26 protein-coding genes and 1 pseudogene are annotated in these 26,347 nt (G+C 62.1%); 15 read left to right on the top strand and 12 right to left on the bottom strand.

Annotated elements, in window-relative coordinates:
- The first annotated feature begins 178 nt into the window (after positions 1 to 178).
- Positions 179 to 748 carry a TMEM165/GDT1 family protein gene (locus HOC_RS02265; RefSeq protein ID WP_035535548.1) on the top strand — a complete coding sequence of 190 codons (570 nt, stop codon included), beginning with the start codon at positions 179 to 181 and terminating at the stop codon, positions 746 to 748.
- A 19-nt stretch (positions 749 to 767) separates the two neighbouring features.
- Here HOC_RS02265 and HOC_RS02260 read toward each other — a convergent pair whose 3' ends face one another.
- The 5 genes from HOC_RS02260 to HOC_RS20955 all read right to left on the bottom strand — a co-directional run bounded on the left by HOC_RS02260 (position 768) and on the right by HOC_RS20955 (position 4,900).
- The gene (locus tag HOC_RS02260; RefSeq protein ID WP_035535545.1) at positions 768 to 1,436 is read right to left on the bottom strand and encodes a crotonase/enoyl-CoA hydratase family protein; all 669 of its coding nucleotides are present in this window, start codon (positions 1,434 to 1,436) and stop codon (positions 768 to 770) included.
- Positions 1,437 to 1,518: 82 nt separating this feature from the next.
- Positions 1,519 to 3,255, bottom strand: coding sequence for a cation:proton antiporter domain-containing protein (locus HOC_RS02255; RefSeq protein WP_035535544.1), 1,737 nt, complete (start codon positions 3,253 to 3,255; stop codon positions 1,519 to 1,521).
- 1 nt (position 3,256) lies between these two features.
- Positions 3,257 to 3,718 carry a nucleoside deaminase gene (locus HOC_RS02250; RefSeq protein ID WP_241766862.1) on the bottom strand — a complete coding sequence of 154 codons (462 nt, stop codon included), beginning with the start codon at positions 3,716 to 3,718 and terminating at the stop codon, positions 3,257 to 3,259.
- Positions 3,719 to 3,793: 75 nt separating this feature from the next.
- Positions 3,794 to 4,315 carry a hypothetical protein gene (locus HOC_RS02245; protein ID WP_035535539.1) on the bottom strand — a complete coding sequence of 174 codons (522 nt, stop codon included), beginning with the start codon at positions 4,313 to 4,315 and terminating at the stop codon, positions 3,794 to 3,796.
- Positions 4,316 to 4,429: 114 nt separating this feature from the next.
- Positions 4,430 to 4,900, bottom strand: a complete 471-nt coding sequence (locus HOC_RS20955; protein ID WP_051624445.1) for a cupin domain-containing protein — start codon at positions 4,898 to 4,900, stop codon at positions 4,430 to 4,432.
- A gap of 143 nt (positions 4,901 to 5,043) precedes the next feature.
- Between HOC_RS20955 and rsmD the strand changes: the two genes are divergently transcribed.
- Positions 5,044 to 5,604 (top strand): 16S rRNA (guanine(966)-N(2))-methyltransferase RsmD, encoded by a 561-nt coding sequence (gene rsmD / locus HOC_RS02235; RefSeq protein WP_035535536.1) that lies wholly within the window; start codon positions 5,044 to 5,046, stop codon positions 5,602 to 5,604.
- Here the strand turns inward: rsmD and HOC_RS02230 are convergent.
- Positions 5,601 to 6,608 (bottom strand): patatin-like phospholipase family protein, encoded by a 1,008-nt coding sequence (locus HOC_RS02230; RefSeq protein ID WP_035535533.1) that lies wholly within the window; start codon positions 6,606 to 6,608, stop codon positions 5,601 to 5,603. The genes rsmD and HOC_RS02230 overlap by 4 nt on opposite strands.
- Before the next feature lie 50 nt (positions 6,609 to 6,658).
- On the opposite strand from HOC_RS02230, the gene HOC_RS02225 reads away from it, so the two are divergent.
- Positions 6,659 to 7,117: an NUDIX hydrolase gene (locus HOC_RS02225; RefSeq protein WP_084146091.1), complete on the top strand. Its 459-nt coding sequence runs from the start codon at positions 6,659 to 6,661 to the stop codon at positions 7,115 to 7,117.
- 55 nt (positions 7,118 to 7,172) lie between these two features.
- Complete coding sequence (locus HOC_RS02220) at positions 7,173 to 7,958, top strand: SDR family NAD(P)-dependent oxidoreductase (protein WP_035535528.1); 786 nt, start codon at positions 7,173 to 7,175, stop codon at positions 7,956 to 7,958.
- A 79-nt stretch (positions 7,959 to 8,037) separates the two neighbouring features.
- Here the strand turns inward: HOC_RS02220 and HOC_RS02215 are convergent, their stop codons facing one another.
- Together HOC_RS02215 and HOC_RS02210 are read right to left on the bottom strand one after the other, a co-directional pair.
- Positions 8,038 to 8,322, bottom strand: coding sequence for a hypothetical protein (locus HOC_RS02215; RefSeq protein WP_035535759.1), 285 nt, complete (start codon positions 8,320 to 8,322; stop codon positions 8,038 to 8,040).
- A 167-nt stretch (positions 8,323 to 8,489) separates the two neighbouring features.
- Positions 8,490 to 8,777 carry a hypothetical protein gene (locus HOC_RS02210; protein WP_035535526.1) on the bottom strand — a complete coding sequence of 96 codons (288 nt, stop codon included), beginning with the start codon at positions 8,775 to 8,777 and terminating at the stop codon, positions 8,490 to 8,492.
- A gap of 207 nt (positions 8,778 to 8,984) precedes the next feature.
- On the opposite strand from HOC_RS02210, the gene HOC_RS02205 reads away from it, so the two are divergent.
- Positions 8,985 to 9,968 (top strand): NAD(P)H-dependent flavin oxidoreductase, encoded by a 984-nt coding sequence (locus tag HOC_RS02205; protein WP_035535524.1) that lies wholly within the window; start codon positions 8,985 to 8,987, stop codon positions 9,966 to 9,968.
- A 46-nt stretch (positions 9,969 to 10,014) separates the two neighbouring features.
- Here the strand turns inward: HOC_RS02205 and HOC_RS02200 are convergent.
- Positions 10,015 to 11,208 (bottom strand): annotated as a pseudogene (locus HOC_RS02200) (PQQ-dependent sugar dehydrogenase).
- Positions 11,209 to 11,369: 161 nt separating this feature from the next.
- On the opposite strand from HOC_RS02200, the gene HOC_RS02195 reads away from it, so the two are divergent.
- Positions 11,370 to 11,855 (top strand): pyridoxamine 5'-phosphate oxidase family protein, encoded by a 486-nt coding sequence (locus tag HOC_RS02195; protein WP_035535522.1) that lies wholly within the window; start codon positions 11,370 to 11,372, stop codon positions 11,853 to 11,855.
- Positions 11,856 to 11,858: 3 nt separating this feature from the next.
- Here HOC_RS02195 and HOC_RS20950 read toward each other — a convergent pair whose 3' ends face one another.
- On the bottom strand, positions 11,859 to 12,845 hold the full coding sequence (locus HOC_RS20950) for a D-2-hydroxyacid dehydrogenase (RefSeq protein WP_051624444.1): 987 nt from the start codon (positions 12,843 to 12,845) through the stop codon (positions 11,859 to 11,861).
- Between HOC_RS20950 and HOC_RS20945 the strand changes: the two genes are divergently transcribed.
- The 5 genes from HOC_RS20945 to HOC_RS20940 all read left to right on the top strand — a co-directional run bounded on the left by HOC_RS20945 (position 12,825) and on the right by HOC_RS20940 (position 17,595).
- The gene (locus HOC_RS20945) at positions 12,825 to 13,250 is read left to right on the top strand and encodes a TIGR02301 family protein (RefSeq protein ID WP_051614532.1); all 426 of its coding nucleotides are present in this window, start codon (positions 12,825 to 12,827) and stop codon (positions 13,248 to 13,250) included. The two genes, HOC_RS20950 and HOC_RS20945, sit on opposite strands and share 21 nt — an antisense overlap.
- Positions 13,250 to 15,166, top strand: coding sequence for a gamma-glutamyltransferase family protein (locus HOC_RS02180; RefSeq protein WP_241766860.1), 1,917 nt, complete (start codon positions 13,250 to 13,252; stop codon positions 15,164 to 15,166). The genes HOC_RS20945 and HOC_RS02180 overlap by 1 nt, the downstream gene beginning before the upstream one ends.
- Positions 15,167 to 15,217: 51 nt before the next feature.
- Positions 15,218 to 15,562: an endonuclease domain-containing protein gene (locus HOC_RS02175; protein ID WP_051624443.1), complete on the top strand. Its 345-nt coding sequence runs from the start codon at positions 15,218 to 15,220 to the stop codon at positions 15,560 to 15,562.
- Positions 15,559 to 16,257, top strand: coding sequence for a uracil-DNA glycosylase (locus HOC_RS02170; protein ID WP_051624442.1), 699 nt, complete (start codon positions 15,559 to 15,561; stop codon positions 16,255 to 16,257). The genes HOC_RS02175 and HOC_RS02170 overlap by 4 nt, the downstream gene beginning before the upstream one ends.
- 72 nt (positions 16,258 to 16,329) lie before the next feature.
- Complete coding sequence (locus HOC_RS20940) at positions 16,330 to 17,595, top strand: cytochrome P450 (RefSeq protein WP_051624441.1); 1,266 nt, start codon at positions 16,330 to 16,332, stop codon at positions 17,593 to 17,595.
- A gap of 12 nt (positions 17,596 to 17,607) precedes the next feature.
- On the opposite strand, the gene smpB is transcribed toward HOC_RS20940, so the two are convergent.
- Positions 17,608 to 18,087: an SsrA-binding protein SmpB gene (gene smpB / locus HOC_RS02160; RefSeq protein WP_035535519.1), complete on the bottom strand. Its 480-nt coding sequence runs from the start codon at positions 18,085 to 18,087 to the stop codon at positions 17,608 to 17,610.
- Between the two features lie 9 nt (positions 18,088 to 18,096).
- Entirely contained in the window at positions 18,097 to 18,975 is an 879-nt protein-coding gene (gene dapA, locus HOC_RS02155) for a 4-hydroxy-tetrahydrodipicolinate synthase (protein ID WP_035535516.1), read from the bottom strand.
- Positions 18,976 to 19,064: 89 nt separating this feature from the next.
- Here dapA and HOC_RS02150 point away from each other — a divergent pair, with 89 nt between their 5' ends.
- The 4 genes from HOC_RS02150 (at position 19,065) to nadA (ending at position 26,289) form a co-directional block, all read left to right on the top strand.
- Positions 19,065 to 21,098, top strand: a complete 2,034-nt coding sequence (locus HOC_RS02150; protein WP_035535514.1) for a lytic transglycosylase domain-containing protein — start codon at positions 19,065 to 19,067, stop codon at positions 21,096 to 21,098.
- Positions 21,099 to 21,178: 80 nt separating this feature from the next.
- A complete protein-coding gene (locus tag HOC_RS02145; RefSeq protein WP_084146089.1) occupies positions 21,179 to 22,636 on the top strand; it encodes an amidohydrolase in 1,458 nt (485 codons plus the stop codon).
- An 84-nt stretch (positions 22,637 to 22,720) separates the two neighbouring features.
- Entirely contained in the window at positions 22,721 to 24,937 is a 2,217-nt protein-coding gene (locus tag HOC_RS02140; protein ID WP_035535512.1) for a hypothetical protein, read from the top strand.
- Positions 24,938 to 25,146: 209 nt separating this feature from the next.
- Complete coding sequence (nadA, locus tag HOC_RS02135) at positions 25,147 to 26,289, top strand: quinolinate synthase NadA (RefSeq protein WP_035535509.1); 1,143 nt, start codon at positions 25,147 to 25,149, stop codon at positions 26,287 to 26,289.
- Positions 26,290 to 26,347 lie beyond the last annotated feature (58 nt).

Here is a 26,347-nt window from a genome sequence, read left to right as displayed (position 1 = left end):
GGAGTAGCCAGCCGGTGCGTGCACCGGGCCTCCATGTCAACATACTCGGCTGAGAGGCCGTGGTGTGGAGGGAGCGGGTCACCGTTCGGGCGAGACCAATGACGTCGCATTCCTGTCCGGGCCGGGCATGGGGTGCAGCGTCATTGTGTCATCAAGTGCCCGGCCCGGAGACAATTCAATGGAAGCCCTCTTCACCTCTACCGCCGTCGTCGCGCTGGCCGAAATCGGCGACAAGACACAGCTGCTCGCGATCCTGCTGGCCACGCGCTTCAAGGCGCCATGGTCCATCGTGGCCGGCATCTTCGTCGCGACAATTGCCAACCACTTCCTGGCCGCGCTGGTCGGCTCGCAGGCCGCCGCCCTGCTGGATGGGCAGTGGTTCCGCTACCTGATCGCCGCCTCGTTCATCGCCATGGCGCTGTGGACGCTGGTTCCGGACAAGGTGGACGATCTGGACGACAAACCGGCCCGCTTCGGCGCCTTCGTCACCACGGTCATCGCCTTCTTCCTGGTCGAGATGGGCGACAAAACGCAGATCGCGACCATTGCGCTGGGCGCACGTTTCGAGAACCTCGTGCTTGTCACCATGGGCACCACACTCGGCATGATGATCGCCAATGTGCCAGCTGTGTTCCTCGGCCATGAACTGATCAAGCGCGTGCCGATGAACGTGGTGCGCATGATTGCGGCGCTCCTGTTCCTCGTTATCGGCCTCTGGCTGCTGGCACAGACGGCCGGAGTTGTCTGATGCGCAACCGCCTGAATGCCTAGCGCGCCACAGTCGGCGCGATGACGTCCACGAACGGTTTGCGCAGGATTTTCTTGTTACCTGCAAGCGCCGCAGCAGGCAGGGCCTTCAGTCGCTCGGCCTCGGCCATGGCTTCGGCCAACACCTGATCCGGCGCGACCGCCTTGTCGAGATAGCCGACAGTAACGGCCTCTTCCGGTGTGAACAGTGTGCCCATGATAACGGACTCTGTGAGATAGAGCGGGTTCAGCCGCGCCTTGCACAGCTCCAGCGCGAACACCGGTAGCACCATGCCGATCTGTGTCTCGTTGGCGCCGATCTTGTAGGGGCCGGTCGCGCCGATGCGCTTGTCACAGCCGAGCAGGATGAAGCAGCCCATCGCGATGCCGTGCCCGGTACACGCTGCCACGACCGGCATGGGCAGGGTAAACAGGCGCAGCGCCAGCGCGCCGCCGCCATTGACGAGACTGCGCACTTCCTCGGGCGACGAGCCCATGATGGTCTTCAGGTCAAAACCTGCGGAGAACCTGTCCGGTCGCCCCGTGATAACAACGGCCTTGGCCTCTTTCTCGGCCTGGTCGAGCGCGGCGTTCAGCGACTCCAGCATGGTGGGGCTGATGGCATTGGCCTTGCCATCATCCATGGTGATGATGGCGATGTCGTTCTCGATTTTGATCGTGGCGGTCATGAGGATCTCCCTGTTTGCGAAAGCTTAGGCCCGCCCTGCCCTTGCGGGAAGCAAGCCTGACGTTACGGGGCTTCCAGAAGGCTCAGGCCCCGCCGAGGGCCACGCTGTATTGTTCATCGCGCTCAGATGCCAAACGGCTCCGGACGGTTTCTGCGTCATATCCGAATTCGGCAAGCGCCCGACCCGCCATCTGGAGGCCGGATTCGATCGCATCGGGAATGACATGGTTCGCACCGGCCTCGCGCAGCCGCGCAGCATGTTCATGGTCGCGCGCGCGGGCGACAATAGGCACATCCGGACGCAGCGTGCGGAAGGACCTCACCATGGCCTCGGCTGCTGCCACATCGTCCACCGTCACCACAAACAGGCGCGCGCCATCAGCACCCGCACTGCGGAGAATTTCAGGGCGGGCAGCGTCGCCCAGGAAGACCTGCCAGCCGTCCTTGCGCTCTTTTGCAAGCCGCACGACGCTCCGCTCCAGCGCGACGATATCGGCCTCTTCCGTATCGAGGATATGAGCTACCGCCTGACCGACGCGGCCGAAACCCGCAATGATGACGTGCCCCTTCAGCTCGGAGAAATCCGCATCAAGCGCGCCAGACGGCTCCCGCGTCGCCAGCCGGGACACCGCGAACGCTCCCACGCGGCCAAGAACCGGGATCAGCAGCATGGAGAGGCCTGCAACCGCAGCCAACATGCCGGACACATCCGCGTCCAGCACGCCAGCTGAACCGGCGGCGGCGATCACGACGAAAGCAAACTCGCCGGCCGGGGCCAGGAGGAAAGCCGCCTCGAGCGCGAGCAGCCTGTCACCGGCAAACAGCCGGCACGCGGCGAACACGATCAGGAACTTGACGAAGAGCAACGCCACCAGCCCGCCGAGGATTAGCCCCGGCCGGGTGACAAGGGACGGCAGGTCGAGCGCCATACCGACCGTCATGAAGAAAACGCCGAGCAGCAGCCCCTTGAACGGTTCGAGATCCACCTCTGTCTGGTGCTTGAACTCGGTCTCTCCAAGCAGCAATCCCGCAAGGAAGGCGCCGAGAGCCAGCGACAGACCTGCCGTGGCGGTGATGGTCGCGGCGCCCACGACGGTCAGCAGCGTCAGGGCCATCAGAAAGTCGCGCCCGCCCATCATGGCGGCGAGCCGAAACATGGGCCGCAGTGCAAACCTTCCGATCAGCATGATCAGCGCAATCGCCAGAAAGCCCTTCACCGCCGCCTCCAGCAGAGCCGCTGAGACGTTCGCGTTCTCGCCCACACTCATGAAACCAACAAAGATAAGGATCGGTGCGACGAGTATGTCCTGGAACAGGAGCACGCTGAGCGCCGCACGCCCGACAGGTCGGCTGGCGCGCTTCTGCTCGATCAGGATCTGCATGACGATTGCCGTCGAGGACAGCGCGAGCGCCAGGCCGCATATGATGGCCGCTTCCGCCGGCAACCCTGCGAAATAGACTACCGCGCCGATAGCAGCTGCGCTCAGCGCCGACTGGAGGCCCCCAGCCCCGAACACCGCGCGGCGGAGCGACCAGAGCTTTTCAAACGAGAATTCGAGGCCAAGGAGAAACAGGAGGAAAAGGATGCCCAATTCCGCAAAGGGCGCAGCCGCCTCTGGGTCCGACACGGACACATATTCCAGCAACGGCTGCACATGCGTAAGCGACCCGAGCGCATAGGGGCCGAGCGCCACCCCAGCCAGCATGAAGCCGACGACTGCCGGCAGGCGGAGATAGCGGAAAACCGGCACAACCACGCCAGCGGCAAACAGGAAGATCAGCGCATCCTTCACAAGAAGGTCGTATCCGTGTCCGTCCATCTCAGCCCCGCCGCGCGCGGAAGAAATCCTTCAGCAAGGCGCTCGCCGTCTCACCCGCCGTCTCATCCTGCTCCACGTCCGGCCGCCAATGGCAGGTCGGCTGCTCGAAGAAGCGCGCGCCGTGGATGACGGCCCCGCCTTTCGGGTCGCAGGCCGCAAAGACCAGCTTGCCGATGCGGGCAAGGCTGATCGCTCCGGCGCACATGGCGCAGGGTTCAAGCGTCACATACATATGCAGGTCAGTCAGGCGGTAATTGCCCAGCTTCTCCGCCGCGGCGCGCAGCGCGACGATCTCCGCATGCGCGGTCGGGTCGTGCCCGCTGATCGGAGCATTGGCGCCTTCGGCAATGATCTCACCCGTCGCGGGATCCACAATCACTGCCCCCACAGGCACTTCGCCCGCTGCAGCCGCCAGTCCGGCCAGCTCCAGCGCACGCGCCATCGGGGAGAGGGTAATTGTCATTCGCCTTGGATCGCCCCGAAAGCGCAGGAAGTAAACCCGCAAGGGTATTGTATTGCCTGACAGCTCAACCAGCCATCAAAATGCTGTCGGCTGTGAAAACACGAAAAGAAATATCGCGAGCAAGACACCAAAGACAAACACAAACGGATTGAAGAATGAATTCCCAACCACGGCATCGATATAGTCTTCCCCACACTTGCCCTCCGCTCTGCGAAGTGCAGCCATATTGCGCGGCCCGGTAATCATGTTGGAGCGCCCCAAGGCAATCAAGACGAAGCGAGCGTATCGAACCCATTTCAGGTGCTTCGTAATCAGAAAGTGCCCCCCCAAGACCGCTACGACCACACATAAGCCGACCCCAATAATCGCGGGCCAACTGCCGAAAAAAGCTGCCGCCTTATATGCCGACGTCACAATGAATAAGGAAACCCACAATGCCACCCAGGAGCCAAATCCCGCCACCACCTGTTCGGGAGAGGGCTTTCTGGTGCGCTCGCGCGACTCTGCATCAATGATCTCGACAATATCCTCAGGTATTCCAGCGCTGATGAGTGCGGGCCTTAACTTTGGCTGGTTTTTCCGATAGCTGCCGAACACTCAGGATTCTCCTACCAACTCTCAGATCGGCTCAAGAATGCGCATCATTGCCGGACAGCACAAGGGTCGCGCCATCGCGGCGCCGAAAGCCTGTCGATCTCAAAGCGGGTATCGTCAAGGCGCGGGTTGCGTCCCCTTGGGAGAGGCAGCTGAGGGATCTCCCTTCTTGAATTCCACGCGAACGGCCAGGAAGGGCCCGGTGCCCCGGTTCTCGACAGAGTGCAGGCCCTCGGGCGCGGCCATGACGGTCAGCGCGGCCGGCATGGCCGGCGCTTCCTCCCGGCCGGTCTCCACCAGCTGGCCGTCCTGAAGCGCATAGGTGACATAGGTGATCGGCTGGGGCTGTTCAAAATACATGATGCTTGGCCACTGATGCTCGTGGACGGGCTCGGCAGCGCCGGGTGCGATGGAGACGCGGAGGACGCGGACCTCGTCATTCTCCAGCAGCACCTCGTGGCTGGCCGGCGCGGCGGCCACGGCATCGTAGGCCGAGAGCGTGACCGGCTGCGGGGCAGTGTGGGCGCAGGCAGCAGCCGCTGTCACGAACAGCGAGGCAGCGAGGAAATGACGAAACATCAAGGCCATGAGAAACTCCGGATTCCACAGGAGAGATGAGTCTAGCCGATTTCGGAGGGCGCGTCGCGGGAAAGGATATGCCCTGCCCACGGCAATTGCCATCCCGAGGGGGCCGCCCTAGACGGTCGGGAGACCATACCGGAGCCGAACCCATGCGCATCATTGCCGGACAGCACAAGGGCCGCGCCATCGCGGCGCCAAAGGGCCAATCGACCCGTCCCACGGGCGACCGGGCGCGTGAAGCCGTGTTCAATCTCATCGCCCATGCGGCCTGGGCCCCGCCGATTGATGGCGCCCGCGTGCTCGACCTTTTTGCCGGGTCCGGCGCGCTCGGGCTGGAGGCCATGTCGCGCGGGGCAGCGTTCTGCGTGTTCGTCGAAACCGATGCGGGCGCGCGCGGCACGATCCGCACCAATTGCGAGACGCTGGGCCTGTTCGGCACGACCAGTATCCAGCGCCGCTCGGCGACCGACCTTGGCCCCATCCCGGCAGGCGTCGGCGCGCCGTTCACAATCGCCTTCCTCGACCCGCCCTATAACAAGGGTCTCGTCGAACCGGCGCTGGACCAGCTCGCCAAGGGTGGCTGGCTGACCGATGACGCCATCGCGATTGTCGAAACGGCTGCAGACGAGATGCTGGCCTTTACTGGTTGGGAAATACTCGACGCGCGCACCTATGGCGCCGCCAAGGTCAGCTTCCTGCGGCGCGCCTAGATATCCAGGAACTCTTTCCTGAGGTCGATATTGGACGTCTTGGTGCCAACATGATGGGAGTCCTCGGTCAGCCATTGGTCTGCTGCCGCACGGCCAAGGTCGCGCAATTTGGTCAGGAAATCCCAGCTCGTGTCATACTTGCTGCTGAGATCAAAGGCGAGCAGGTCCTTGCCGCCGCGAATGGCATGGATGTTCAGACGGCGGTATTTCTTGATGACCGCTTCCTTCAGCATGCCATCATCGATCAAGTGCTGCACGAAAGCGATGGCGCGTAGTTCGCCGATCAGGGACGCGTTGAAACTGATCTCGTTGATGCGTTCGGAAATCTCCCCCGCGCGCTTTGGCACGCCCGGCCGTGCCAGCGGATTGAGCATCACGAGGAGAACATCGCGCGGCGCGCCTGAATAGATCAGTGGAAAGAGGCTCGGATTGCCCATATAGCCGCCATCCCAATAGGGGTTGCCGTCCACCTCAACCGCCTGGAACACCTGCGGCAGGCAGGCCGAGGCGAGCACGGTGTCAGCGGTGATCATCGTGCGATCGAACACTTTCACCCGGCCGCTTTCCACATTGGTGGCCGACAGGAAGAGCTTGATGCCGGACGCGTGGATGGCGTCGAAATCAATCTCGTCCTCGATGATCTTGCGCAACGGGTTCAGATTGAACGGATTGAGATCATAAGGGCTGGCGAGGCTCTGCAGCGCGCTGGCATAGGCAAAGGCCATAGCGCCCCAGGTTCCGAACGGCGCCATGCCGGAACCGGAGCGCGACACGCTGCGCCAGACCGATTCGAGGCTCGCTTTCGCGCCATCTGCGCCGTCCCTGGCGAAACCCGAGGCCCAGGCCACGGCGTTCACCGCACCCGCCGATGTGGCCGAAATGCCGGCGAGGTCTAGATCGGGCTCCTCTGTCAGTCGGTCGAGCACGCCCCAGGTATAAGCCCCGTGCGAACCGCCGCCCTGTAGGGCGAGACTGATGGACCGACGCTTAGGTGGCTTTGCCATATCGGAATCCTTGCTAAGAGTTCGACCTAACCCGCAAAGGTATAGGATTGATGACCCCTGAGAGCCCGTCCGCCGTCATGCGCCCCGTTCCTGCTGTGGGAACAGCCTGTTTTCGCGGTGATGACGTGCTTTTGATCAGGCGCGGCACCAAGCCCTTGGCCGGCGACTGGTCCATTCCGGGCGGAAAGCTGGAATTCGGCGAAAGCCTGGCCGCCGGCGCCCTGCGCGAACTGCACGAAGAAACAGGCGTCACCGCGCGCATCGTCGGCCTTGTTGACGTGATCGATGCCATATTCACGTCCCGGCGAAGCGGCGAGACCGCCCGGCACTATGTCCTGTTTGACTATGCCGCCGTCTGGGAGGCCGGTGAGCCGCTGGGAGGCGACGATGCTGCCCATGCCGAATGGATCTCGCCGGACCGGCTGGATGCGCTTGGCCTCTGGGATGAGACAAGGCGCATCATCGAAGCCGCAAGGGCGCTCGTGGGGAACAGCTCAATTATCGCTTGACCCTCCGCAGGGTCAGCTATGTGTTGTCGCCAAAACAATCCCTGAGGAGACACCTATGACCTATGCACCCTTCGACCTGACCGGAAAAACCTGCCTTGTGACGGGCGGCAACAGGGGCATCGGGCTTGGCATGGCCGAAGCGCTCGCGGCCTCGAATGCCGATGTCGCCATCTGGGGCCGCAAGGCAGACGCCAACAAGGAAGCCGTCGCGAAGCTGGAGAAACTGGGCACAGGACGTGTCGCGGCATGGGAGGTGGATGTCGGCGAAGAAGATCAGGTCGTGAAGGCCATGGCCGATACCGAAGCCCATTTCGGCCGCATCGACACCTGTATCGCCAATGCCGGTGTCGGCCGGGGCGCCAGCAGTTTCGAGGAAATGACGCTGGAAACCTGGCGCTTCAATCACCGAATCAACATGGAAGGCGCCTTCTTCACACTGCGCGAAGCGGCGAAATCCATGGTCAAACGTGCCAAGGCGGGCGATCCGGGCGGCTCACTGGTCGGCACTGCGTCGCTGGCCGGTATCGAAGGCGCTGGCCGGAACCAGGCCTATGCCTCCACCAAGGGCGGCCTGATCTCGATGATGAAAGCCATCGCCGTCGAATATGGCCGCTACAATATCCGCAGCAACTCTATACTGCCGGGCTGGATCGCCACCGACATGACCGAAGCGGCCCAGGACAATGACACGTTCACAACGAAGGTGATCTCGCGCGTCCCGATCCGCCGTTGGGGCGAGCCTGAGGATTTCGGCGGCATGGCCGTCTATCTCGCGTCTGACGCCTCAGCCTATCATTCCGGCACCACACAGATCATCGATGGCGGCTATTCCGTCTTCTAGGCCGGGCAACATACAGGCATGAAAAAAGGGCCGCTCCGGAAACGGAACGGCCCTTGTTCAGCTCGGTTGGTGCCGAAGCCTATTCTTGTGGCTCTTCAGTCACTTCGTCTGCAGCTTCTGCAACGTCGTCAGCAGCGGCGTCGAGCGAGTCAGCAGCGTCGTCGAGGGCTTCGTCAGCAGCGTCGAGCGAGTCGGAAGCGACTTCGGCCGTTGCGTCAGCAGCAGCTTCTGTTGCGTCAGCAGCGGCTTCAACAGCTTCCGAAGCGGATTCGACAGCGGCTTCAGCGGCAGGTGCGGCTTCTTCTTTCGGGCTGCAGGCGGCGAGTGCCAGCGCAGCAGCGCCGATGATCATGATGTTCTTCATTGTGTTACCCCTGTTGTTGGTCAGATGACCGGGGAGGCCCATAGCACTTCTCGGTCATTACTAAAAGTTCATTTTATCATTCAGTCGTGTCGTTCCGACTGTTGGTTTCTTATAAAGGAAAAAGCCCTCTCCCGGTAGGGAAAGGGCGAATTCCGGTAGAATGGCCGTTATTCGGCATCCGGTGTGGACACTTCAGTGTCAGCTTCGGCTTCCGCTTCAACGGCGGCTTCGGCATCAGCTTCGTCTTCTACGACAACTTCGCCTTCGGCGTCGCCTTGAGCTTCGACAGTCACTTCCGCGTCGTCATCAACCACAACTTCTGCAGCCGCGTCAGCGTCTTCAACGACGGTGACTTCAACGTCAGGCGTTACAGTGACTTCTTCTGTTGGGCCCATAGCCATGGCACCACCAGCAAACAGGGCTGCGATCGCAGCGCTTGCAAAAAGTTTCGTCATAGGAGCTTCCCCTCATTTGACTTATTCACACCGAGTGGACGATTCCCTCGGCTTAAGGTGGTATTTGACTGCAGATCGCGGCGGGAATGGGGCAGACTGTAGGCGATTGTGTCCATGCGGAAGCAGAATTGCCCCCCTTGCGTTGACGCGGGGGCGGCCATTTAGCGTCCACAATACAAAATCCATTACAGAAAGGACGCCTTCCCGATGGCCCTGAAAACTGCACTGACAGAACTGCTGAAAGTTGAACACCCGATCATGCTGGCAGGCATGGGTGGCGTTTCCTATGCCGAAGTCTGCGCTGCCATGTGCAATGCGGGCGGATATGGCGTTCTAGGCATGGCCGGTACCGGACCGGACTTCATCGCCGGACAGATGAAACGCGTGCGGGAGCTGACCGACAAGCCGTTCGGCGTCGACCTTCTGGCCGCCAGCCCGGAAAGCCTCGAAGAATCCGTCGATGTCATCATCAAGGGCGGTGCCGATTCCTTCGTCGCCGGTCTTGGCGTGCCAATGCCGATCATGAAGCGCCTCAAGGATGCCGGCGTGAAGGTCATGGTTGTCGGCGGCGCCGTGAAGCATGCCATCAAGGCTGAACAGGCGGGCTGTGACGCCGTCATCCTGCAGGGCGGCGAAGGCGGTGGCCATACCGGCCTCGTCGGAACGATGCCGCTCGTCGCCCAGGCCGTTGAAGCCGTGAACATCCCGGTCATTGCCGCTGGCGGCATTTATGACGGCCGCGGCCTTGCCGCTGCCCTCGCGCTCGGCGCCTGCGGTGTCTGGATGGGTACGCGCTTCATCGCCTCCGAAGAGGCCCACGCCGCGAACATGTACAAGCAGGCCGTTGTCGGCGCAGGCGATACGGACACCACCCGCACGCGCTGCTATTCCGGCAAGCCAATGCGCTGCCGCACGAACGAGTACATCAATGATTGGGAATCGCGCCCGGAAGACATCCAGCCCTTCCCGCACCAGGCCATCCATTCCACGCAAACCGGTGTGATCGGCGGCATTGGCGGCATTGTCGACGAAGCAAAACTCAATCAGGACACGTCCTGTTTCGCCATGGGCCAGTCAGCTGGCGGTGTGCACGAAGTGAAGCCTGTCGCAGGCATTGTGGCCGACATCATGCGCGACGCCGAAGCGGCCATCGACCGCATGTCCGGCCTGCGCACCAAAGCAAGCGCCTGATTAGAGGACCGGCCAGACACGCATGCGTCTGGCCGGTCATTTGGCTCTATTCAGCTGGCGTCAGTCTCAACAGGCGCCCACCTTCGCCATCTTCCAGCACATAGATCGCGCCATCAGGGCCTTGCTCCGGCTCGCGAATGCGCTTGCCCCATTCATAACGGGCAGCCTCTGACGCCTCTGGTGCCCCGTCGCCATCGCCTGACGCTGGCTTGAACGAAACCCGCACAAGCGCCTTGGAAGAGAGACCGCCAATAAAGGCATTTCCCTTCCAGTCTGCAAATGTATCGCCATCATAGAACATCAGGCCCGCCGGGCTGATCGCCGGCACCCAGGCAACCGACGGCGCCTCAAAGATTGGCATGCTGGCATGGCTCGGAATCTTCGTGCCATCATAGTGCTCGCCTTCGGAAACGAACGGATAGCCATAATTCTTTGATCGGACGATCAGGTTCAGCTCGTCACCACCCTTCGGCCCCATCTCCTATTCCCAAAGGCGCCCTTCACTGTCGAATGCAATGCCGAGCGGATTGCGATGGCCAAGCGTCCAGACCTGATCAGTCGCCGCACCATTACCGAAGAACGGGTTATCCTCCGGCACGCTGCCATCCTGATTGATACGGATGATCTTGCCGAGGTTCATGGCCATGTTCTGGGCCGGGTTGAATTTCTGCCGCTCGCCGGAACTGATAAAGAGATGCCCATCAGGCGAGATAGCGAGCCTGTGGCCATAATGGCCATTGCCCTCCACCTTTGTCGACTGACGCCAGATCACTTCGCGGTCCGATAGCGCCCCGCCGGTTTCGGTAACGGTCAGCGTCGCGCGCTCCACCGCTGCGCCGCTCAGACTGTCATCATCCGCGTCGCGTTCGACATAGGAGAGGAACACAGTGCCATTATCCGCAAAGTCCGCATGCAGGATGAAGTCACCCATCCCGCCCTGCCCGCGCGGATCGACCGTCGGCACATTGGAGAGCTTGCCAAGCTTCTTGCCCTCGGTTGAGAGCAGCCAGATGTCGCCTGCCTTCTCGGTCACCACAGCGCGACCGTCCGGCAAGAACGTCATCGCCCATGCACTGCCAAATGTTTCAAGCGGCATCGCAGACAGCTTCATGCCATCCGTACCCGTTATGGTTTGTGGCCCGTTATTCTGCGTCTGCGCACTCACCTGCGGTGAGCCGCATTGGGCAAGAACGAATGTGGAAACGACCGCGCCAAGCGCGCGCGTGAAGTGATGGGACATGGTTTCTCCTTTTAACCTGGTTACGCGCCGCTTTCCGGGCGCCTCGCAGGAAGGGGTCCTGCGCCTGCAGCTTGATTATCTTCCTCGAAAGCGGCCTGCCTCTCGGAACAAGTCCTGCGCCTGCTGGTTGTTCCGACATAGTCCAATTACAGGAGACATCCATGCCCAGCCAAAAAGAAATCGAAAAGAAACTCTGGTCCGAACTCAAGTCAGACCGCACCATCATGCTTGGTCTCGAAAACGGCGCTGGCGGCGCCACTCAGCCCATGACGGCCATCCTCGAAGACGATGACCGCGGTCCTGTCTGGATCTTCTCCTCCAGCGACGTGGATCTCGTTCAGGCCCTGGGTGTTGGCCCATCGGCGGCCGTCGCGCAATTCGTCTCCAAAGGGCACGGGCTCTTTGCATCGCTCCATGGCCAGCTTCAGCTCCAGAACGATCAGGCCACCATTGAACGCCTCTGGAACCCGTTCATCGCCGCCTGGTTTGACGGCAAGGACGATCCGAAAATCCGTCTCATGCGGCTTGACCTCGACCATGCCCATGTGTGGCTGAACGAGAACAGCGTATTTGCAGGCATCAAGATGCTGTTCGGCAGCGACCCGAAGAAAGACTACAAGGACAAGACGGCCGATATCGCCCTCTAGGCCTCAGGCAAATTCAGACTTGTCGATCAGATGCTTCAGCGGTTCGCCGTTGAAGTATCTGTGCAGGTTTTCAATGAACGTATCGTCGGCGCCGATGACCGTCCCATGCGTTTGGGGGCTGTCATGCGGCGTCAGCGTTATTTTGGGATGCGTCCAGAGCGGATTGTCCTGCGGCAGCGGCTCTTCGGACGCCACATCCAGCGCAGCATGTCCGGGCCGACCCGCATCCAGCGCGGCCATCAGATCAGGCTCGTTCACCAGAGCCCCGCGCCCGAGGTTCATGAACAGCGCATCGGGCTTCATCGCAGCAAAGAAGTCCGCATTGGCAATGCCTTCCGTTTCCGGCGTGTGCGGCACGCAGACGAGAACCACATCGGCATCGGGCAATTCGGCCATCACTTCATCAGGATGCACGATCCGGTCAGCGCCTTCGACCAGGCCCTGCGAGCGCTTCACCCCCGTCACCTGACCGCCAAGCGCCATCACGCGCCGCCCGGTCGACGATCCAATCGACCCAAACCCCACAATCAGCCATTTCGAGCCGCGAATCTCGCGCGAATCGAGACGGTCCCACACACCTGCCGCCTGCTGCGCCCGGTGTTTCGGCCCGTGCCGGAAATAGTCCAGCGCCTGCCAGAGCGCCCATTCGGACATAGCCTCTGATTGCGTGTGGTTGGTGGTGAATTTATTGGCCGCCTTGCCGATCATCACAAAGGCCGGATTCTCAATCCCTGCCGCCGCTGACTGGAACCAGTCGAGCCGCCCGCCGCTCACGACAGCCATCATGAATGTGCGCACATGCGGCCCCCAGAAGGCGTCGGCCGTGCCAAAGACAATCTCGGGTTTCGGCTCTGTCACAACCTCACCAGTCGATGCCTTGGAGAAGACACCATTATCGTCCATGACGATCATATTGAGTTTGTCTTCAAGGCCCTTGAGCCGTGGAGCGATGCGCGCGAAGGTCTTCGCATGAACAAGACAGTCTTTCATGGCGCCCTGCTTAGCGCGCTCCTGCTTGCGGGCGCAAGCAATGCCTCGGCCCAGTCGGGCATTCCCTTGCGTGGCCCTGACTATTTCCGCGATGCGTCAGAGCTCGCGGCAACGCTCGGCTCGGCTCACGCCATACGCGTGCGCTGCAATGGCCGCGAGGACCAGTACTGGCGCCGCTACATGGCGGACCTGCTGCGCTATGAAGCGCCCGAGAAGGGCAATTTGCGCTCCTCCCTCGTGCAGGGCTTTAACAACGCCTACACCCGGACAAGCGCCCAGTATCTCTCCTGCGACAACCGCGCGATTGAGGCCGAGGCCCGCTTTGCCCGTGATGGCCAGGATATCTCCGGGCGCATGGCGACCCACTATTTTCCCAAGGACACCCGCAAGCGAGGACCGAACTGATGATGAAATGGCTGATGGCAGGCGCAGCAGCGCTGCTGGCAAGTTCATGCACCGCGCTCACCCCTGCCCCGCTGGAGGATGACGCGGCCCCCTTCGATGCCGCCGCCAAACCCGGCCCCGGTGATCGCATGCCCTCCGGGCGCGCGCTGGGCGTGCGTTCGGCTGTGGTTGCGCCGCATGCCGCCGCCGCGACAGCCCACCCGCTCGCCACCCAGACCGCGCTTGATGTCATGAAGGCTGGCGGCAACGCCATGGACGCCGCCATCGCCGCGAACGCCATGCTTGGCCTCGTCGAGCCCACCGCCAACGGGATTGGCGGCGACCTTTTCGCCATTGTCTGGGATCCGCAGACAAAGCAGCTCTACGGTTATAACGGCTCGGGCCGCTCCGCCATGGGTGCAACACTCGCCGACATGCAGGCCAAGGCCGACAAGTACATGGACGGGAAGGAAATCCCGCCCTTCGGCACCGCGCCCGTCACGGTGCCCGGCACGGTCGACGCCTGGTATGCGCTGCATGAAAAGTTCGGCAGCCGCCCGATGCTGGCAAACCTTGAGCCCGCCATCCGCTATGCTCGCGACGGCGCACCGATCCCGGAAGTCATCGCCTATTACTGGAGTTTCGGCCCGAAACGCTTCGAGCCCGCGCATGAAAGCGGCATGCTCGAAGAGTATGACAATGCGAAGAAAACCTATTTCTCGCCCCAGCCCCAAGAAGGCAGCCTCTTCACCAATCCGGACCTCGCCGACACGCTGGAGCGGATCGGCCAAAAGGGTCGCGACGAGTTCTACAAGGGCGGAACCGCCCGGACCATGGACACCTATTTCAAACGCATCGGCGGCCCCCTCCGCTATGAGGACTTCGCTAAGCACACAGGCGAATTCGTCGAACCGGTCTGCGTCACCTATCGCGCCGACTACAAGGTCTGCGAACTGCCCCCCGCAACGCAGGGCATCACCGCGCTGCAAATGCTGAAAATGCTCGAAAAGTTCGACCTGAAAGCCATGGGCTATGGCTCCGCCGATTCCCTGATGGCGCAGATCGAGGCCAAGCGCATAGCCTTTGCCGACCGCGCCCATTATTTCGCTGACCCGAGCTTCTCCCGCATCAAGGAAGACGCCTTTCTGAAGGCCAACCGGCTCGACCGGCAAGCCGCGAGCATCAAGCTCGACAAGGCCATGGACCGCGTCCCGAACTTCCCCTTCGGCGATGTCGAAGCCTCCATCACGCCTGAGGCAGCCGCCGCTGCAGACGCCAAGCTGAAACAGGGCGACACGACTTATCTCACGGTCACCGACAATGACGGCATGATGGTCTCGCTGATCCAGTCGAACTATCGCGGCATGGGCTCCGGCCTCGTTGCAGACGGGCTCGGCTTCATGTTCCAGGATCGCGGCCAGCTCTTCAGCCTCGACCCGAACCATCCCAACGTGTTCGAACCCGGCAAACGCCCCTTCCATACGATCATCCCGGCCTTCGCGTTCAAGAAGAACAAGCCGTCCTGCCAGACGCGCGCCCTGCCCATAGATCAGGCCTGCCCGTTCGAACCGTGGCTCAGCTTCGGCCTGATGGGCGGCGGCATGCAGCCCCAGGGCCATGTCCAGATCATCCTGAACCTCGTCGATTTCGATATGGGCCTGCAGGAAGCCGGCGATGCAGCGCGCTGGGAACATGTCGGCGGATGTGAGCCGACCAATGCCTATAGCGGCGACCCGTGCGAAGCAGACAAAGGCGTCGTCCAACTCGAAAGCGGCATACCGCCTGCCGCTCGCGCCGAACTCGAACGCCGTGGCCAAACCGTCGAATGCTGCAAGGCGAACGCTGGCGGCTACCAGGCCATCATGCGCGACTTCGACAGTGGCGCCTGGATTGCGGCCACCGAAATGCGCAAGGACGGCGTCGCAGATGGCTACTGAAAAAGCCCCTTCTCCCTTGGGGGAGAAGGGGTTGGGGTTGAGGGGGCACATGTGACCCGCAATCTCTCCACCCCCCGCGCCCGAACACTGCGCCAGTCATCCAACGCCCCCGAAGACGCCGCTTGGCAGGCGCTTCGCCAGATGCGAACCCACGGCTTCCCGGTTCGGCGCCAGCATCCGATCAGCGGCATGATTGTCGATTTCGCAATCACCAAGGCGCGGCTCGTGATCGAGATCGACGGCGGAATTCATAAACTGGCAGAAGTGCAAAAGCGCGATTCCGAGCGGGATGCCCGCCTTACGGCCCTCGGCTGGGACATCCTGCGAATCCCGGCACAAGACGCTTTTGATGCCGACCATCTTGTCCGGCGCGTTCAGGAGAAACTGGGACTATGACCCGTGCCGCCCGCCCCCTCACCCCTGCCCCTCTCCCCCAGGGGAGAGGGGAATTCCCACCCGAAGCCCCCCGCGACTGCCCGCTCTGCCCCCGTCTCGTGACCTATCGCGAGGCGGTTGCCGCACGCGAACCGACCTGGTTCAACGGCGCCGTGCCGAGTTTCGGGGACGAGACGGCCCGTCTTCTGGTCGTCGGCCTCGCCCCCGGCGTGACCGGAGCCAACCGCACAGGCCGCCCCTTCACGGGCGACTGGGCAGGCGATCTCCTCTATGCAACCTTGGAAAAATTTGGTTTCTCGTCAGGGACTTACGCAGCAGACCCCGAAGATGGACTGACGCTTGAGAAAGCCATGATAACCAATGCGGTACGCTGCGTACCGCCTGAGAACAAGCCGGTCGGCGCCGAAATCAACACCTGCCGACCCTTCCTCCAGTCCCGCATCAAGGCCCTGCCCCATCTCAAGGTCCTGCTCTGCCTCGGCAAGATCAGCCACGACTCCACGGTGCGCACGCTGGGCCTGAAACTCAGCGCCCACCCCTTCGGCCACAACACGCGCTACGAGGTGGACTTCGAGGGTCGTCCCCTCACCCTGCTCTCCAGCTACCATTGCAGCCGCTACAACACGAATACCGGTCGCCTGACGGCCGAAATGTTCGAGGACGTGTTTGCCGTGGCGCGTGACGTCATCGGCTAAGCCCCCGCGACACCTGCTTGCACGATAGGCAACAACCTATAAGGTAGCTTACACTATCTTATAGAGGGCGCCATGGACATCCAATCGCTAACGGCCATCGAGTCGCTGGGCTTCACCGGCGGCCGCGACAGCTTCAAGGCTTTCTGCGCGACCGCCTTTTCCGAAGACACGCCCCGCTTCCTGCGCAACGCCGCGAATGAACTGGTGATCTACCGCCATGAGGACCTGCGCGCATTCGGCGCCATGCCCGAAGTCGGCGCGCTGCCATCCGGCCTCATGTTCCCGGGCCTGCACAACCTTCCCGATGATGCCCCCTTGCCCCCCGGCGGCAGCATTGGCGGCGTGATCTCCAACCAGGTCTTCACGGCCAATCCGCCCGTCCACGGCCCTGTCCGCATGACACTCTGGCGCCAGCTAAATCCGAAAAAAGCCGCCGAAATGGAAGACACGGCCCGCCTCGTTGTGCGCGGCATCCTCCACGATATCCGCACACGCAGCGAGATCGACTTCATCGAGCACGTGGCCGAACAGCTGACAGCGCGCTTCTGGGGCCAGATGATCGGCATGAAGCGGGAAGAGATCGCCGCAGCAGCCGTCGCCGTGCGCGACATGACATCGATGTTCTACATTCGGATGACGATGGACGACCTTCAGGTGGCCGACACAGCCACTGCCGCCTACGGCAAGCTTGTCGAAACGGCTGCCCTGCGCAGCCTGGCCGCAGGCAAACATCCCCTGGTCAATGATCTCGCCAAAGACCTCGCCGCAATAGATCTGGCCGATGACCCTGCCGAAGCCGGCGTGGTTGCCAAGAATGTCGGCAAGCTTCTGGCCGGCAATCTCGTGGACGGTTTCCATACCGCCGCCATTGCCGCAGCGAACACCGTATTCGCCCTGCTGCAAAACGCCGACGCTATGGAGGAGCTGCGCGCCCATCTTGACAAGATCGGCGCAGCGGTCATGGAAGCCCTACGCTGCGAGCCGCCGGTTATTGCGCTCAAACGCTATGTCCTGCGCGACATGACCTATGCCGGCGCCGCCATTCCAAAGGGCACGACCGTCATGATGCTCTGGGCAGCCGGCAATCACGACCCCGCCGTCTTCGACCAGCCGGCCGAATTCCGCCTCGACCGCGACCTGCGCGGCGTCACCACGTTCGGCGGCGGCGCGCATATCTGTGTCGGCCGCATCGTGGCCACCATGCTCGTCCGCGTCTTGCTGGAAGAACTGCACGCTCAGGATATCCGCCTCACGCTGGCAGATGACAACTATCCCTGGATCGACAACCACCTCATGTCCCAGATGCGTCACATGCCTCTGAACGTGCAGGCAGGCTAAGGGCGCAGCCCCTCACCCCTCTTTCAGGATCCGCGCCTTTTGCCGCTGCCAGTCGCGCTTGGCTTCGACCTCGCGCTTGTCGTGCGCCTTGCGGCCCGTTGCCGTGCCGATCAGCAGTTTCGCGATGCCCCGGTCGTTGAAATAGAGTTTCAGCGGCACGATCGTGCGGCCTGCCCGCTCGACTTCCTGCGACAGCTTTGCCAGCTCCCGCTTGGAGACCAGCAGCTTCCGCTTGCGCTTCGGTTCGTGGTTGAACCGGTTGGCGGCATTATAGATCGGGATGTCGCAATTGATCAGGTAGAGGCCGCCATCCTCGACGCTGGCATAGCTCTCGGCGATGTTCGCCTTGCCCTGCCGCAGGGATTTCACTTCTGAGCCGACCAGCATGATGCCCGCCTCCAGCGTGTCTTCCACAGCGTATTCACGCCGGGAACGCCGGTTCTCTGCAACGAGGCCATCGCCCCTGCCCTTGGTCTGCTGTGTCTTTGACATGGCGTCTATTTAGGCATGGATGCCGGCAAGTGCCAGAGCGGCGTCTATCGTCTCGCGCGCGGCGGCATCTGGCTGCGTGATCGGCAGGCGCACATCCGGCTCGCAGAGGCCAAGACGCGACAGCGCATATTTGGCTGGTCCCGGCGACGGCGCACAGAACAGCGCCTTGTGCAGCGCGATCAGCTTGCGTTCAATGGCCTGCGCTCCGGCGAGGTCGTCCGCATGGAAAGCGGCATGCATGGCGGCGCACATGTCCGGCGCCACATTCGCCGTCACCGAAATGCAGCCCTTGCCGCCCATCGCGAGATAGCCAAGTGCATTCGGGTCTTCGCCCGACAATTGCACGAACTGCGCAGACCCGATCAGCGCCGCGTGCTGGCTGACGCGCGCCACGTCGCCCGAAGCATCCTTGATGCCGACAATGTTCGGCAGTTGCGCAAGCCGCGCCACGGTTTCAGGCAGAAGATCCACAACGGTTCGGCTCGGCACATTGTAAAGCAACACAGGCAGGGCAACAGCGTCATTGATCGCCCTGAAATGGGCCTCAAGCCCGTCCTGGTTCGGCTTGTTGTAATAGGGGCAAACCACAAGCGCCGCGTCTGCGCCGACCGCCTTTGCGTGTTCGACAAGGTCAATCGCCTCATCGGTTGCATTGGACCCCGCGCCGGCAATCACGGGCACGCGTCCTGCAACCACTTCTACACAAAGCGTCACGACGTCCTTGTGTTCTTCGGTGGTTAGAGTCGATGTTTCACCGGTTGTGCCGACAGGCACGACGGCACTGGAACCGCCGGCGATCTGGCGCTCGACAAGCGCGGCAAAGGCCTTGCGATCGACAGCCCCGTTCCTGAAGGGTGTGACCAGTGCTGGGATTGAACCATGAAACATCGTATTGTTGCCGCGATTAGGGAGTTGGTGGGAATTGTAGCGTAATATTTAACAATGCCTTCTCATGCTTTGGCGTAGAAATAAACTCCATGACAGCTCCATTACACCGCCCTTTCGCCGTTTCGATTTTATTGGGCCTCGCCGCCCTCAGCGCTTCGGCGTCAGGCCTGCCTGATGCGCCGAGCCTGAAACCGCAGCGCGTCTATGCCTCTCAGACGACTGACGCAAAGAATGCGGAAATCCTGCACAAGGCGCTCGACGCCGCAGGCCGCTATGACTGGAACGAAGTGGCTGACCTTCAGGCACGGGCCAGCGACCCGGCTGTACGCAACCTGATCCTGTGGATGCGCGCCAGCGCCGGCGTGCCGGGCATGAGCTTCGATGAAGTCAAGAATGCCATGGATACGCTGCCGACCTGGCCGAAGCAGGGCGCCATGCGCAAGCGCGCCGAGGAGATCATTGATCTGTCCTCGCTTGGCCATGGCGACCGCATTCTCTGGCTCACGCAATCCGGTCCGCGCACGGGCGCCGGCAAGATCGCCCTCGCCCGCAGCTACAAGGCCGTTGGCCAACCCGCCAAGGCCGAGGCCCTCGTCCGCGATGCCTGGCACAATAATTCCATGGAGCGCGATCTCGAACGCATCGTTCTGGCCACCTATGGCGGCCTGCTGACCGAGGCCGACCACCGCGCCCGTATCGAATTCCTGCTCTGGACCAACCAACGCACCGCCGCTTCAAACCTGAAGCCGCTCGTCAGTTCCGACTATCGCAAACTGGTCGACGCGCGGATCGGTCTGGCTGGCCGTGGCCGCAATGTCGACAGGCTGGTCGAAGCTGTCCCCTCCTCTCTTCAGGACAATCCGGGTCTGCTCTATGACCGCGCCCGCTGGCGCCGCACACGCGGCAATCAGGAAGGCGCAACGCCGCTCCTCGTCAGCATCAATGCCAATGACGTGCCTGAAGCCGGGCGTTCCAAACTCTGGGACGAGCGCAATATCGCCATGCGCGACGATCTCAAGAACCGCAAATGGTCGCGCGCCTACCAGCTCGTCGCCCCGCACGCCATGACCGAGGGATCCGACTTTGCCGACGCCGAATGGGCCGCCGGCTGGATCGCGCTGCGCCTGAACAACAATCCCGACCGTAGCCTGAAACACTTCCAGGACATGACGGCCAGCGTCGGCACGCCGATCAGCCTTGCCCGCGGCGAATACTGGACAGGCCGCGCCGAAGATGCGCTCGGCCAGACAGATGCTGCCGTGCAATCCTATGCTGGCGCCGCGAAATACAATTTCACCTATTATGGCCAGCTCGCCGCCGAGCGCCTTGGCCAGAAGAAGCTCTCCCTTGCTGCTTCGACCGATCCAACGCCCGAACAGATCACCGCCTTCAATGCCCGCCCGCTGGTCAAGGCCCTCCGCCTGCTTGGCGAAGCAGGTGAAGACCGCATGTTCCGCGAATTCGCCTACCATCTGGATGATCAGCTCGATAACGAGGCCGAGTTCATCCTCCTCGCGCAGCTCGCCAATGAGTATCACGTGCCCGATATCGGCGTGCGCGGCGCCAAGGCCGGTCTCGCCAAGGGTATCGTCGCGACGGATGCCGCCTATCCGGTTGTGAGCTATCCGATGCTGCGTGAACCACAGGTCGAGCGCCCACTGATGCTCGCCCTCTCGCGCCAGGAAAGCGAAATGAACCCGAACGCCGTCAGCCATGCCGGCGCGCGCGGCCTGATGCAGTTCATGCCCGCCACCGCCCAGCGCGAAGCGCGCATGCAGGGCCTGCCCTTCCGCACATCATGGCTGACCGATGATCCGGGCTACAACATGACCCTTGGCGGTCAGCACCTCGACACACTGCTCTCCCAGTTCAAGGGCAGCTACATCATGACCGCCGCCGCCTATAATGCGGGCCCGAGCCGGCCGAAACAGTGGATCGAGGATTATGGCGACCCGCGTACCGGCCAGGTCGACCCGGTCGACTGGGTGGAGTTCATCCCGTTCGGTGAGACGCGCAACTATGTCCAGCGCGTGCTCGAGAACACACAGGTCTACCGCCAGCGCCTCGCCGGAACGCCTGTGGATATCGAGCTTTCCGAAGATCTGGAACGCGGCAAGAACTAGGCTGCTGTGGCCCGCCCGCCACTTGGCAGGGCGTCAAACTCCGTTAGGGTCCGCCTGAACCGTTTCAGGAGTACCCGCCTATGTTCCGTCCAGCCGCCTTGACTGCCCTCGCCCTCGTTCTGGTTGCCTGCGGAGGCCCCGGCAAGGACAAGGGCACCGAAGCGACAGCCGACGGTCAGGGACCGACCGTTCTGACGACCCGGAATGGTCAAGGAACGGACTCCGTTGTCCCCGCGAGTGCCCCGGCAACGCCCCTGCCTACCGCCGACCCGTCCCTTGTTGAGCTCTACAAGCGCCTCCATGCGGCCCCGGAACTCTCCTTCGAGGAAGCCAACACGTCAGCGATCCTCGCGACCGAACTGCAGGGCCTCGGCTTTGAAGTCACAACCGGCCTCGGCCAGGACTGGGTGGTCGACAAGTCCATGAAAGACAATGGCCGCGTCGTCGACGGCGTCGGCGGCTATGGCGTTGTTGGCGTGTTCCGCAATGGCAATGGCCCGACGGTTCTCATCCGCACCGACATGGACGCGCTGCCCGTGCCGGAACAGACCGATTTTCCCTTTGCCTCCAAGGTCGAAGCGACCACATGGACCGGCGTGGAAAGCAATGTCATGCACGCCTGCGGCCATGATGTGCACATGACGACATGGGTCGGCACTGCGCGCGACCTGATCGCCAACAAAAAGAAATGGAAGGGCACGCTGGTCATGATCGCCCAGCCCGCCGAGGAGATCGGCCTTGGCGCTGAAGCCATGCTGGCCGACGGCCTCTTCACGCGCTTCCCCAAGCCTGACTACAATATCGCCCTGCACGTCTCCGCCGGCGCCCCGGCCGGAACGGTCGAATATTCCACCGGCTTCGCCCTCGCCAATGTCGACAGCGTCGACGTGGTCGTCAAAGGCGTCGGCGGCCATGGCGCCTACCCGCACACGACGAAAGATCCGATCCTCGTTGCCTCGAATATCGTTGTCGCGCTGCAGAGCCTCGTCTCGCGCAATACCGATCCGCAGGACAGCGCCGTCGTCACGGTCGGCTCGTTCAAGGCCGGCGCCAAGCACAACATCATCCCCGATGAGGCCACCCTGCTGATCACCGTGCGCTCCTATGACGACAAGACCCGCCAGATGCTGCTCGACGGCATCAAGCGCATCGCCAAGGGCGAAGCCGAAGCCTTCGGCGCGCCGGAGCCCGAAGTCACGGTCGAAAGCGACTACACCCCCGCGACCTATAATGATCCCGACACAACGGCCCGCACGATGAAGGCTGTCGGCAAGGCCATCGGCGCAACGAACGTTAAAGAGGTCAAACCCGTCATGGGCGGCGAGGATTTCAGCCAGTATGGCCGCACCGCAGAGAAAATCCCGAGCGTCATCTTCTGGCTCGGCGCAGTGAACCCGGGCAAATATACCGAGTCCAAGAATGGCGGCGCGTCTCTTCCATCGCTCCACTCCTCGGGCTTTGCGCCAGATTATGACCCGACAATTGCGACGGGCGTTGAAGCCATGTCGGCGGCGGCCATTGAGCTCTTCAAGGACTAGCGCTGCCCGCAAGGGCCAAACTTTCAACTTCCCAATGAAGTTAACAAATGGTTAAGGTTTCCCACGTGTGGAGTGGGGACGCCAATGCTGGCTATGTTGAACGTGGAATGGCGGCCGGGCTGGCCGCGATGGAGCGGGTTTGACAAGGAAGACCTCTGGTTGGGGGTCTTCATCCTTTGCGTGGCGGCACTGGGCGCTCTCGCCGTCGCAATCACAGATCTGGAGAACACGGAGGCTGTCTCCGGCTGGCTCGCCTGGAGCCTCATCATCGCCCTGCCACTGGCCGCTTATGTTGCGCTCAGCCTGTTCATCATCCGCAATCGCTGGGATGCCACCCACAAGGACGACGCACCCGGCACCGAAGAACAGCCCGCTTTCCACACGGCCTTCCTCTTCCTGTTCCTGCTTCTCTCGGTCCTGGCTTGGATCGCCTTCGGCCCGAATGTGCCCTTCGGCGCGTGGCCGTGGCCGGTTGACCTGACACATCCGGTCCAGCGCAGCATCTATCTCGGCGCCATCGGCGCAGGTTTCCTGCCACTCCTATACGGCTTTCACCTTGTCGCCTCAGAAGCCGGCGGCAAAGGCCACCGCAACTATTTCAAACACCCCGAAGGCCCGGTCAGCATGGCCACGCTGCTGGGCGGCGTCGCCCTGATCGGCGCCATTGGCACGGGTGCATGGGCGGCCGGCGAACAGGTCTTTTCGATGGAGCAGAATTTCGGCCTCGTCATCATGGCGCTGGTCGTGATGGGCTTTCTCGCCTTCATCTTCCTGCCCCACCTTTCCAGCCTGATCGGAGAGCGCGAAGACACTGACAAACCCGATGTCGCAAAAGCTGGCTTTGCCATGCATCCCGGCTATCTCGTCAGCGGTCTCGACGCGGCAATGGTGCGCCTGCTCGCGCCGCTTTCGGGCGCAACGCAGGGCGGGTTGATGGTGCCCCAGCTGATCCTCCTACTCATCATGCTGCCTTTGTCGGCCATGGGCTATGCCCTGCCCCACCCGTGGGGCCTCGCACCAATAGCCATTGCCAGCCTGATCATCTTCGGCCTCGGGCGCCGCTGGGCCTGGGTCGAGGACGACCGCGAGAAGGCGCTGCGCATCCAGACCACGCGGTCAGACCAGTTCCGCATCGGCTTTGCCAATGACCTGCGCGACGAAGCCCTGATGGGCTATGCTTGGCTGTTCGTGCTGGTGCCGCTGGCCCTGCGTCAGATCCAGATGCATTTCGACCTTTTCGAACCGGTCGACCCGATGATCCTTGCCGGCGCCGCCCAGTCTACCGGCCTCATTGAATGGCTGAAATTCTTCGGCACCGAACTCGCCAAGGGTGTGCCCATTGTCGACTGGGTGGATATTTACGACGTCACGCAGGAAGAGCCTTTCATTCCGAAAGGCGCCGCCGCCCGGCATATCGTCTTCATCTCGCGCCTGCTCGTCGACGTCGTCCTGATCGCCGCCCTGCTGCAGGCCTTCGGCATCATGCAACGCAACAAGGCACAGAAACGCCTCTTCGAAGCGGGGCAGATCGACTTTTTCGATCCTTTCATGGAACGCCGCATCCTGCGCGAATCCTATCGCAAGCCCGGCACTGACGGCATTCCGCTGAAAGCGCGCGCCCTCGATTTCTTCAAGGCGCACCTCGACAAGAGCCAGGAACTCGACCGGGGCGACTATTACTACAATACCCGTCGCCTGAACGAGCTCTATCAGGACAAGGACGAGCGCGTGCGCACCGTGGCGCAATGGCTCGCCCGTGATCTCGTCGTCGGCTCCGTCACCGAGCGAATGGCCAAGCTGGCCACCATGTTCAGCAATACGCCCCAGGATAAACGCGAAGAAGGCGACTGGGCGCGGAAATTCTATCGCTATGTCGACGATGTCATCGCCGATGCCAGATCATCGCGCGCCTACTGGCAGCAGGAAGAGTCAAAGCGCCTGTCGCGCCTGTTAAGCCTCATCTCTGAGGATCGCGAGTTCGATCATGTCCGCGCCCGCGCCTTTGCCCTGCTCGGCAAGCAGGATTCCCTGCACGCCGCCAAGGCGCTTGCGGCCCGGCTCGTGCGCCCCGAACACGCCACGAGCCTGCCCGAGATCAGCCCGACCACGGCGCCTGACTGGCATTTCCGGCGGCAGCGGCGGCAGTCAGAACGCGTGCTGGCCGCAGAGCAATTGTTCAAGATCCGCATGAACATCGAGGACCGCCGGAACGGTACTGGTAGTGCCACACTGGCTTTCATAGACGCCGTGATCACCTATGTCCGCAATGAAGGTGGCAAGGGCGAGCAGTTCGGCGTTTAGCGCAGCTGATCTGGCGTTAACGGGCCCCTACTTGCCATCCTCCCACCTCACCTATAGAAACCCTTTTGCTCATAGTGCGTATAACTATCGCATAAGCTTTGTACTTGAGCCCTGATCCCGGCCGTTTGAAGGATACCCTTGAAACGGCAGCTTTCAGGTCCATATTATACTCACATCGAGCATAAGTCGCCCGGTGCAAGGAGGAACACATGGCCCGTCTGATCGATTCAGCTCCCGGATGCCCCACCCCGACGCCGCTTCGTGGCGCCTCTGCCGCCGAAGCGCGCGGCTTGTCCTATGACGCCGCCGTCAAGGCAGAAACCGACCATCTCTATCCGCTGGTCGCCGATTTCGTGACGCCGATGGAATGGCCCGCCGTGGCGCCCCTCGTGGCCGCCATCAATCGCCTCAAGAAAGAGAAGAACGCTGTCATCCTGGCGCACAATTACATGACGCCCGACATTTTCAGCCTCGTCGGCGACTTTCGCGGTGACAGCCTCCAGCTCGCCCGGGAAGCCTCCGCTACAGAAGCGGACATAATCGTACAGGCCGGCGTGCACTTCATGGCCGAAACCTCGAAAATCCTCGCGCCGAACAAGACCGTTCTGATCCCGGACATGCGCGCAGGCTGCTCTCTCGCGGCCTCCATCACGGGCGCCGATGTGCGCCTGATCAAGCAGAAATATCCGGACTATCCGATCGTCACCTATGTGAACTGCACCGCCGAAGTGAAGGCCGAGTGCCACATCACCTGCACGAGTTCGAACGCGGCGCAGGTTGTCGAGGCCGTCGCGAAAGAATGGAACTCTGACACGGTCATAATGGTGCCAGACCAGTATCTGGCAAAGAACGTGGCCGCCCAGACCGATATCCGTATCCTGACATGGCCCGGCGCCTGCGAAGTGCACGAGCTGTTCTCCGCCGACGACGTGAACCAGCTCCGCGAGGCCCATCCGGGCGTCGTGATCCTGGCCCACCCGGAATGTCCGCCAGACGTGCTGGAAGCGGCTGATTTCGCCGGATCCACCTCGGCATTGGCCAATTATGTCTCGGAAAACAGCCCGAGCAAAGTGGTGCTGCTGACGGAATGTTCGATGAGCGACAATGTCGCCGCCGTGAACCCCAACGTGAACTTCATCAGGCCGTGCAATCTTTGCCCGCATATGAAGCGGATCACGCTGGAAAACATCTATGACTGCCTGGTGACGGGCAAGTATGAGGTAAAAATCCCCGAGGATGTCCGCGTCCGGGCCAAGCAGGCACTTGATGCCATGATGGCCCTGCCGAAGATGGAACGTCCCCTGGCGTTCGAAACCGGCCTGAAGCCGCTGGAAGTCGAAATGGTCATGTAAGGCAGCCGCGCAGTTGTGCGCTGGCGCGGGGTGGGATTATGGTTGTGACGGGCGTTTT

The sequence above is a fragment of the Hyphomonas oceanitis SCH89 genome, assembly GCF_000685295.1.
GTDB lineage: Bacteria > Pseudomonadota > Alphaproteobacteria > Caulobacterales > Hyphomonadaceae > Hyphomonas > Hyphomonas oceanitis.
This window is presented reverse-complemented; position numbering and strand designations above follow the sequence as displayed.

Excerpts from the sequence above, each read along its gene's own strand:
- HOC_RS02180 (WP_241766860.1), top strand. The coding sequence starts at position 13,250 with ATGATGAAATGGCTGATGGCAGGCGCAGCAGCGCTGCTGGCAAGTTCA.
- HOC_RS02170 (WP_051624442.1), top strand. The coding sequence starts at position 15,559 with ATGACCCGTGCCGCCCGCCCCCTCACCCCTGCCCCTCTCCCCCAGGGG.
- smpB (WP_035535519.1), bottom strand. The coding sequence starts at position 18,087 with ATGTCAAAGACACAGCAGACCAAGGGCAGGGGCGATGGCCTCGTTGCA.
- HOC_RS02140 (WP_035535512.1), top strand. The coding sequence starts at position 22,721 with ATGCTGGCTATGTTGAACGTGGAATGGCGGCCGGGCTGGCCGCGATGG.
- HOC_RS02225 (WP_084146091.1), top strand. The coding sequence starts at position 6,659 with ATGACCCCTGAGAGCCCGTCCGCCGTCATGCGCCCCGTTCCTGCTGTG.
- rsmD (WP_035535536.1), top strand. The coding sequence starts at position 5,044 with ATGCGCATCATTGCCGGACAGCACAAGGGCCGCGCCATCGCGGCGCCA.
- nadA (WP_035535509.1), top strand. The coding sequence starts at position 25,147 with ATGGCCCGTCTGATCGATTCAGCTCCCGGATGCCCCACCCCGACGCCG.
- dapA (WP_035535516.1), bottom strand. The coding sequence starts at position 18,975 with ATGTTTCATGGTTCAATCCCAGCACTGGTCACACCCTTCAGGAACGGG.
- HOC_RS20955 (WP_051624445.1), bottom strand. The coding sequence starts at position 4,900 with ATGGCCTTGATGTTTCGTCATTTCCTCGCTGCCTCGCTGTTCGTGACA.
- HOC_RS02255 (WP_035535544.1), bottom strand. The coding sequence starts at position 3,255 with ATGGACGGACACGGATACGACCTTCTTGTGAAGGATGCGCTGATCTTC.
- HOC_RS02210 (WP_035535526.1), bottom strand. The coding sequence starts at position 8,777 with ATGACGAAACTTTTTGCAAGCGCTGCGATCGCAGCCCTGTTTGCTGGT.
- HOC_RS02205 (WP_035535524.1), top strand. The coding sequence starts at position 8,985 with ATGGCCCTGAAAACTGCACTGACAGAACTGCTGAAAGTTGAACACCCG.
- HOC_RS02150 (WP_035535514.1), top strand. The coding sequence starts at position 19,065 with ATGACAGCTCCATTACACCGCCCTTTCGCCGTTTCGATTTTATTGGGC.
- HOC_RS02230 (WP_035535533.1), bottom strand. The coding sequence starts at position 6,608 with ATGGCAAAGCCACCTAAGCGTCGGTCCATCAGTCTCGCCCTACAGGGC.
- HOC_RS02195 (WP_035535522.1), top strand. The coding sequence starts at position 11,370 with ATGCCCAGCCAAAAAGAAATCGAAAAGAAACTCTGGTCCGAACTCAAG.
- HOC_RS20950 (WP_051624444.1), bottom strand. The coding sequence starts at position 12,845 with ATGAAAGACTGTCTTGTTCATGCGAAGACCTTCGCGCGCATCGCTCCA.
- HOC_RS02220 (WP_035535528.1), top strand. The coding sequence starts at position 7,173 with ATGACCTATGCACCCTTCGACCTGACCGGAAAAACCTGCCTTGTGACG.
- HOC_RS20945 (WP_051614532.1), top strand. The coding sequence starts at position 12,825 with ATGAACAAGACAGTCTTTCATGGCGCCCTGCTTAGCGCGCTCCTGCTT.
- HOC_RS02215 (WP_035535759.1), bottom strand. The coding sequence starts at position 8,322 with ATGAAGAACATCATGATCATCGGCGCTGCTGCGCTGGCACTCGCCGCC.
- HOC_RS02265 (WP_035535548.1), top strand. The coding sequence starts at position 179 with ATGGAAGCCCTCTTCACCTCTACCGCCGTCGTCGCGCTGGCCGAAATC.
- HOC_RS20940 (WP_051624441.1), top strand. The coding sequence starts at position 16,330 with ATGGACATCCAATCGCTAACGGCCATCGAGTCGCTGGGCTTCACCGGC.
- HOC_RS02250 (WP_241766862.1), bottom strand. The coding sequence starts at position 3,718 with ATGACAATTACCCTCTCCCCGATGGCGCGTGCGCTGGAGCTGGCCGGA.
- HOC_RS02260 (WP_035535545.1), bottom strand. The coding sequence starts at position 1,436 with ATGACCGCCACGATCAAAATCGAGAACGACATCGCCATCATCACCATG.
- HOC_RS02145 (WP_084146089.1), top strand. The coding sequence starts at position 21,179 with ATGTTCCGTCCAGCCGCCTTGACTGCCCTCGCCCTCGTTCTGGTTGCC.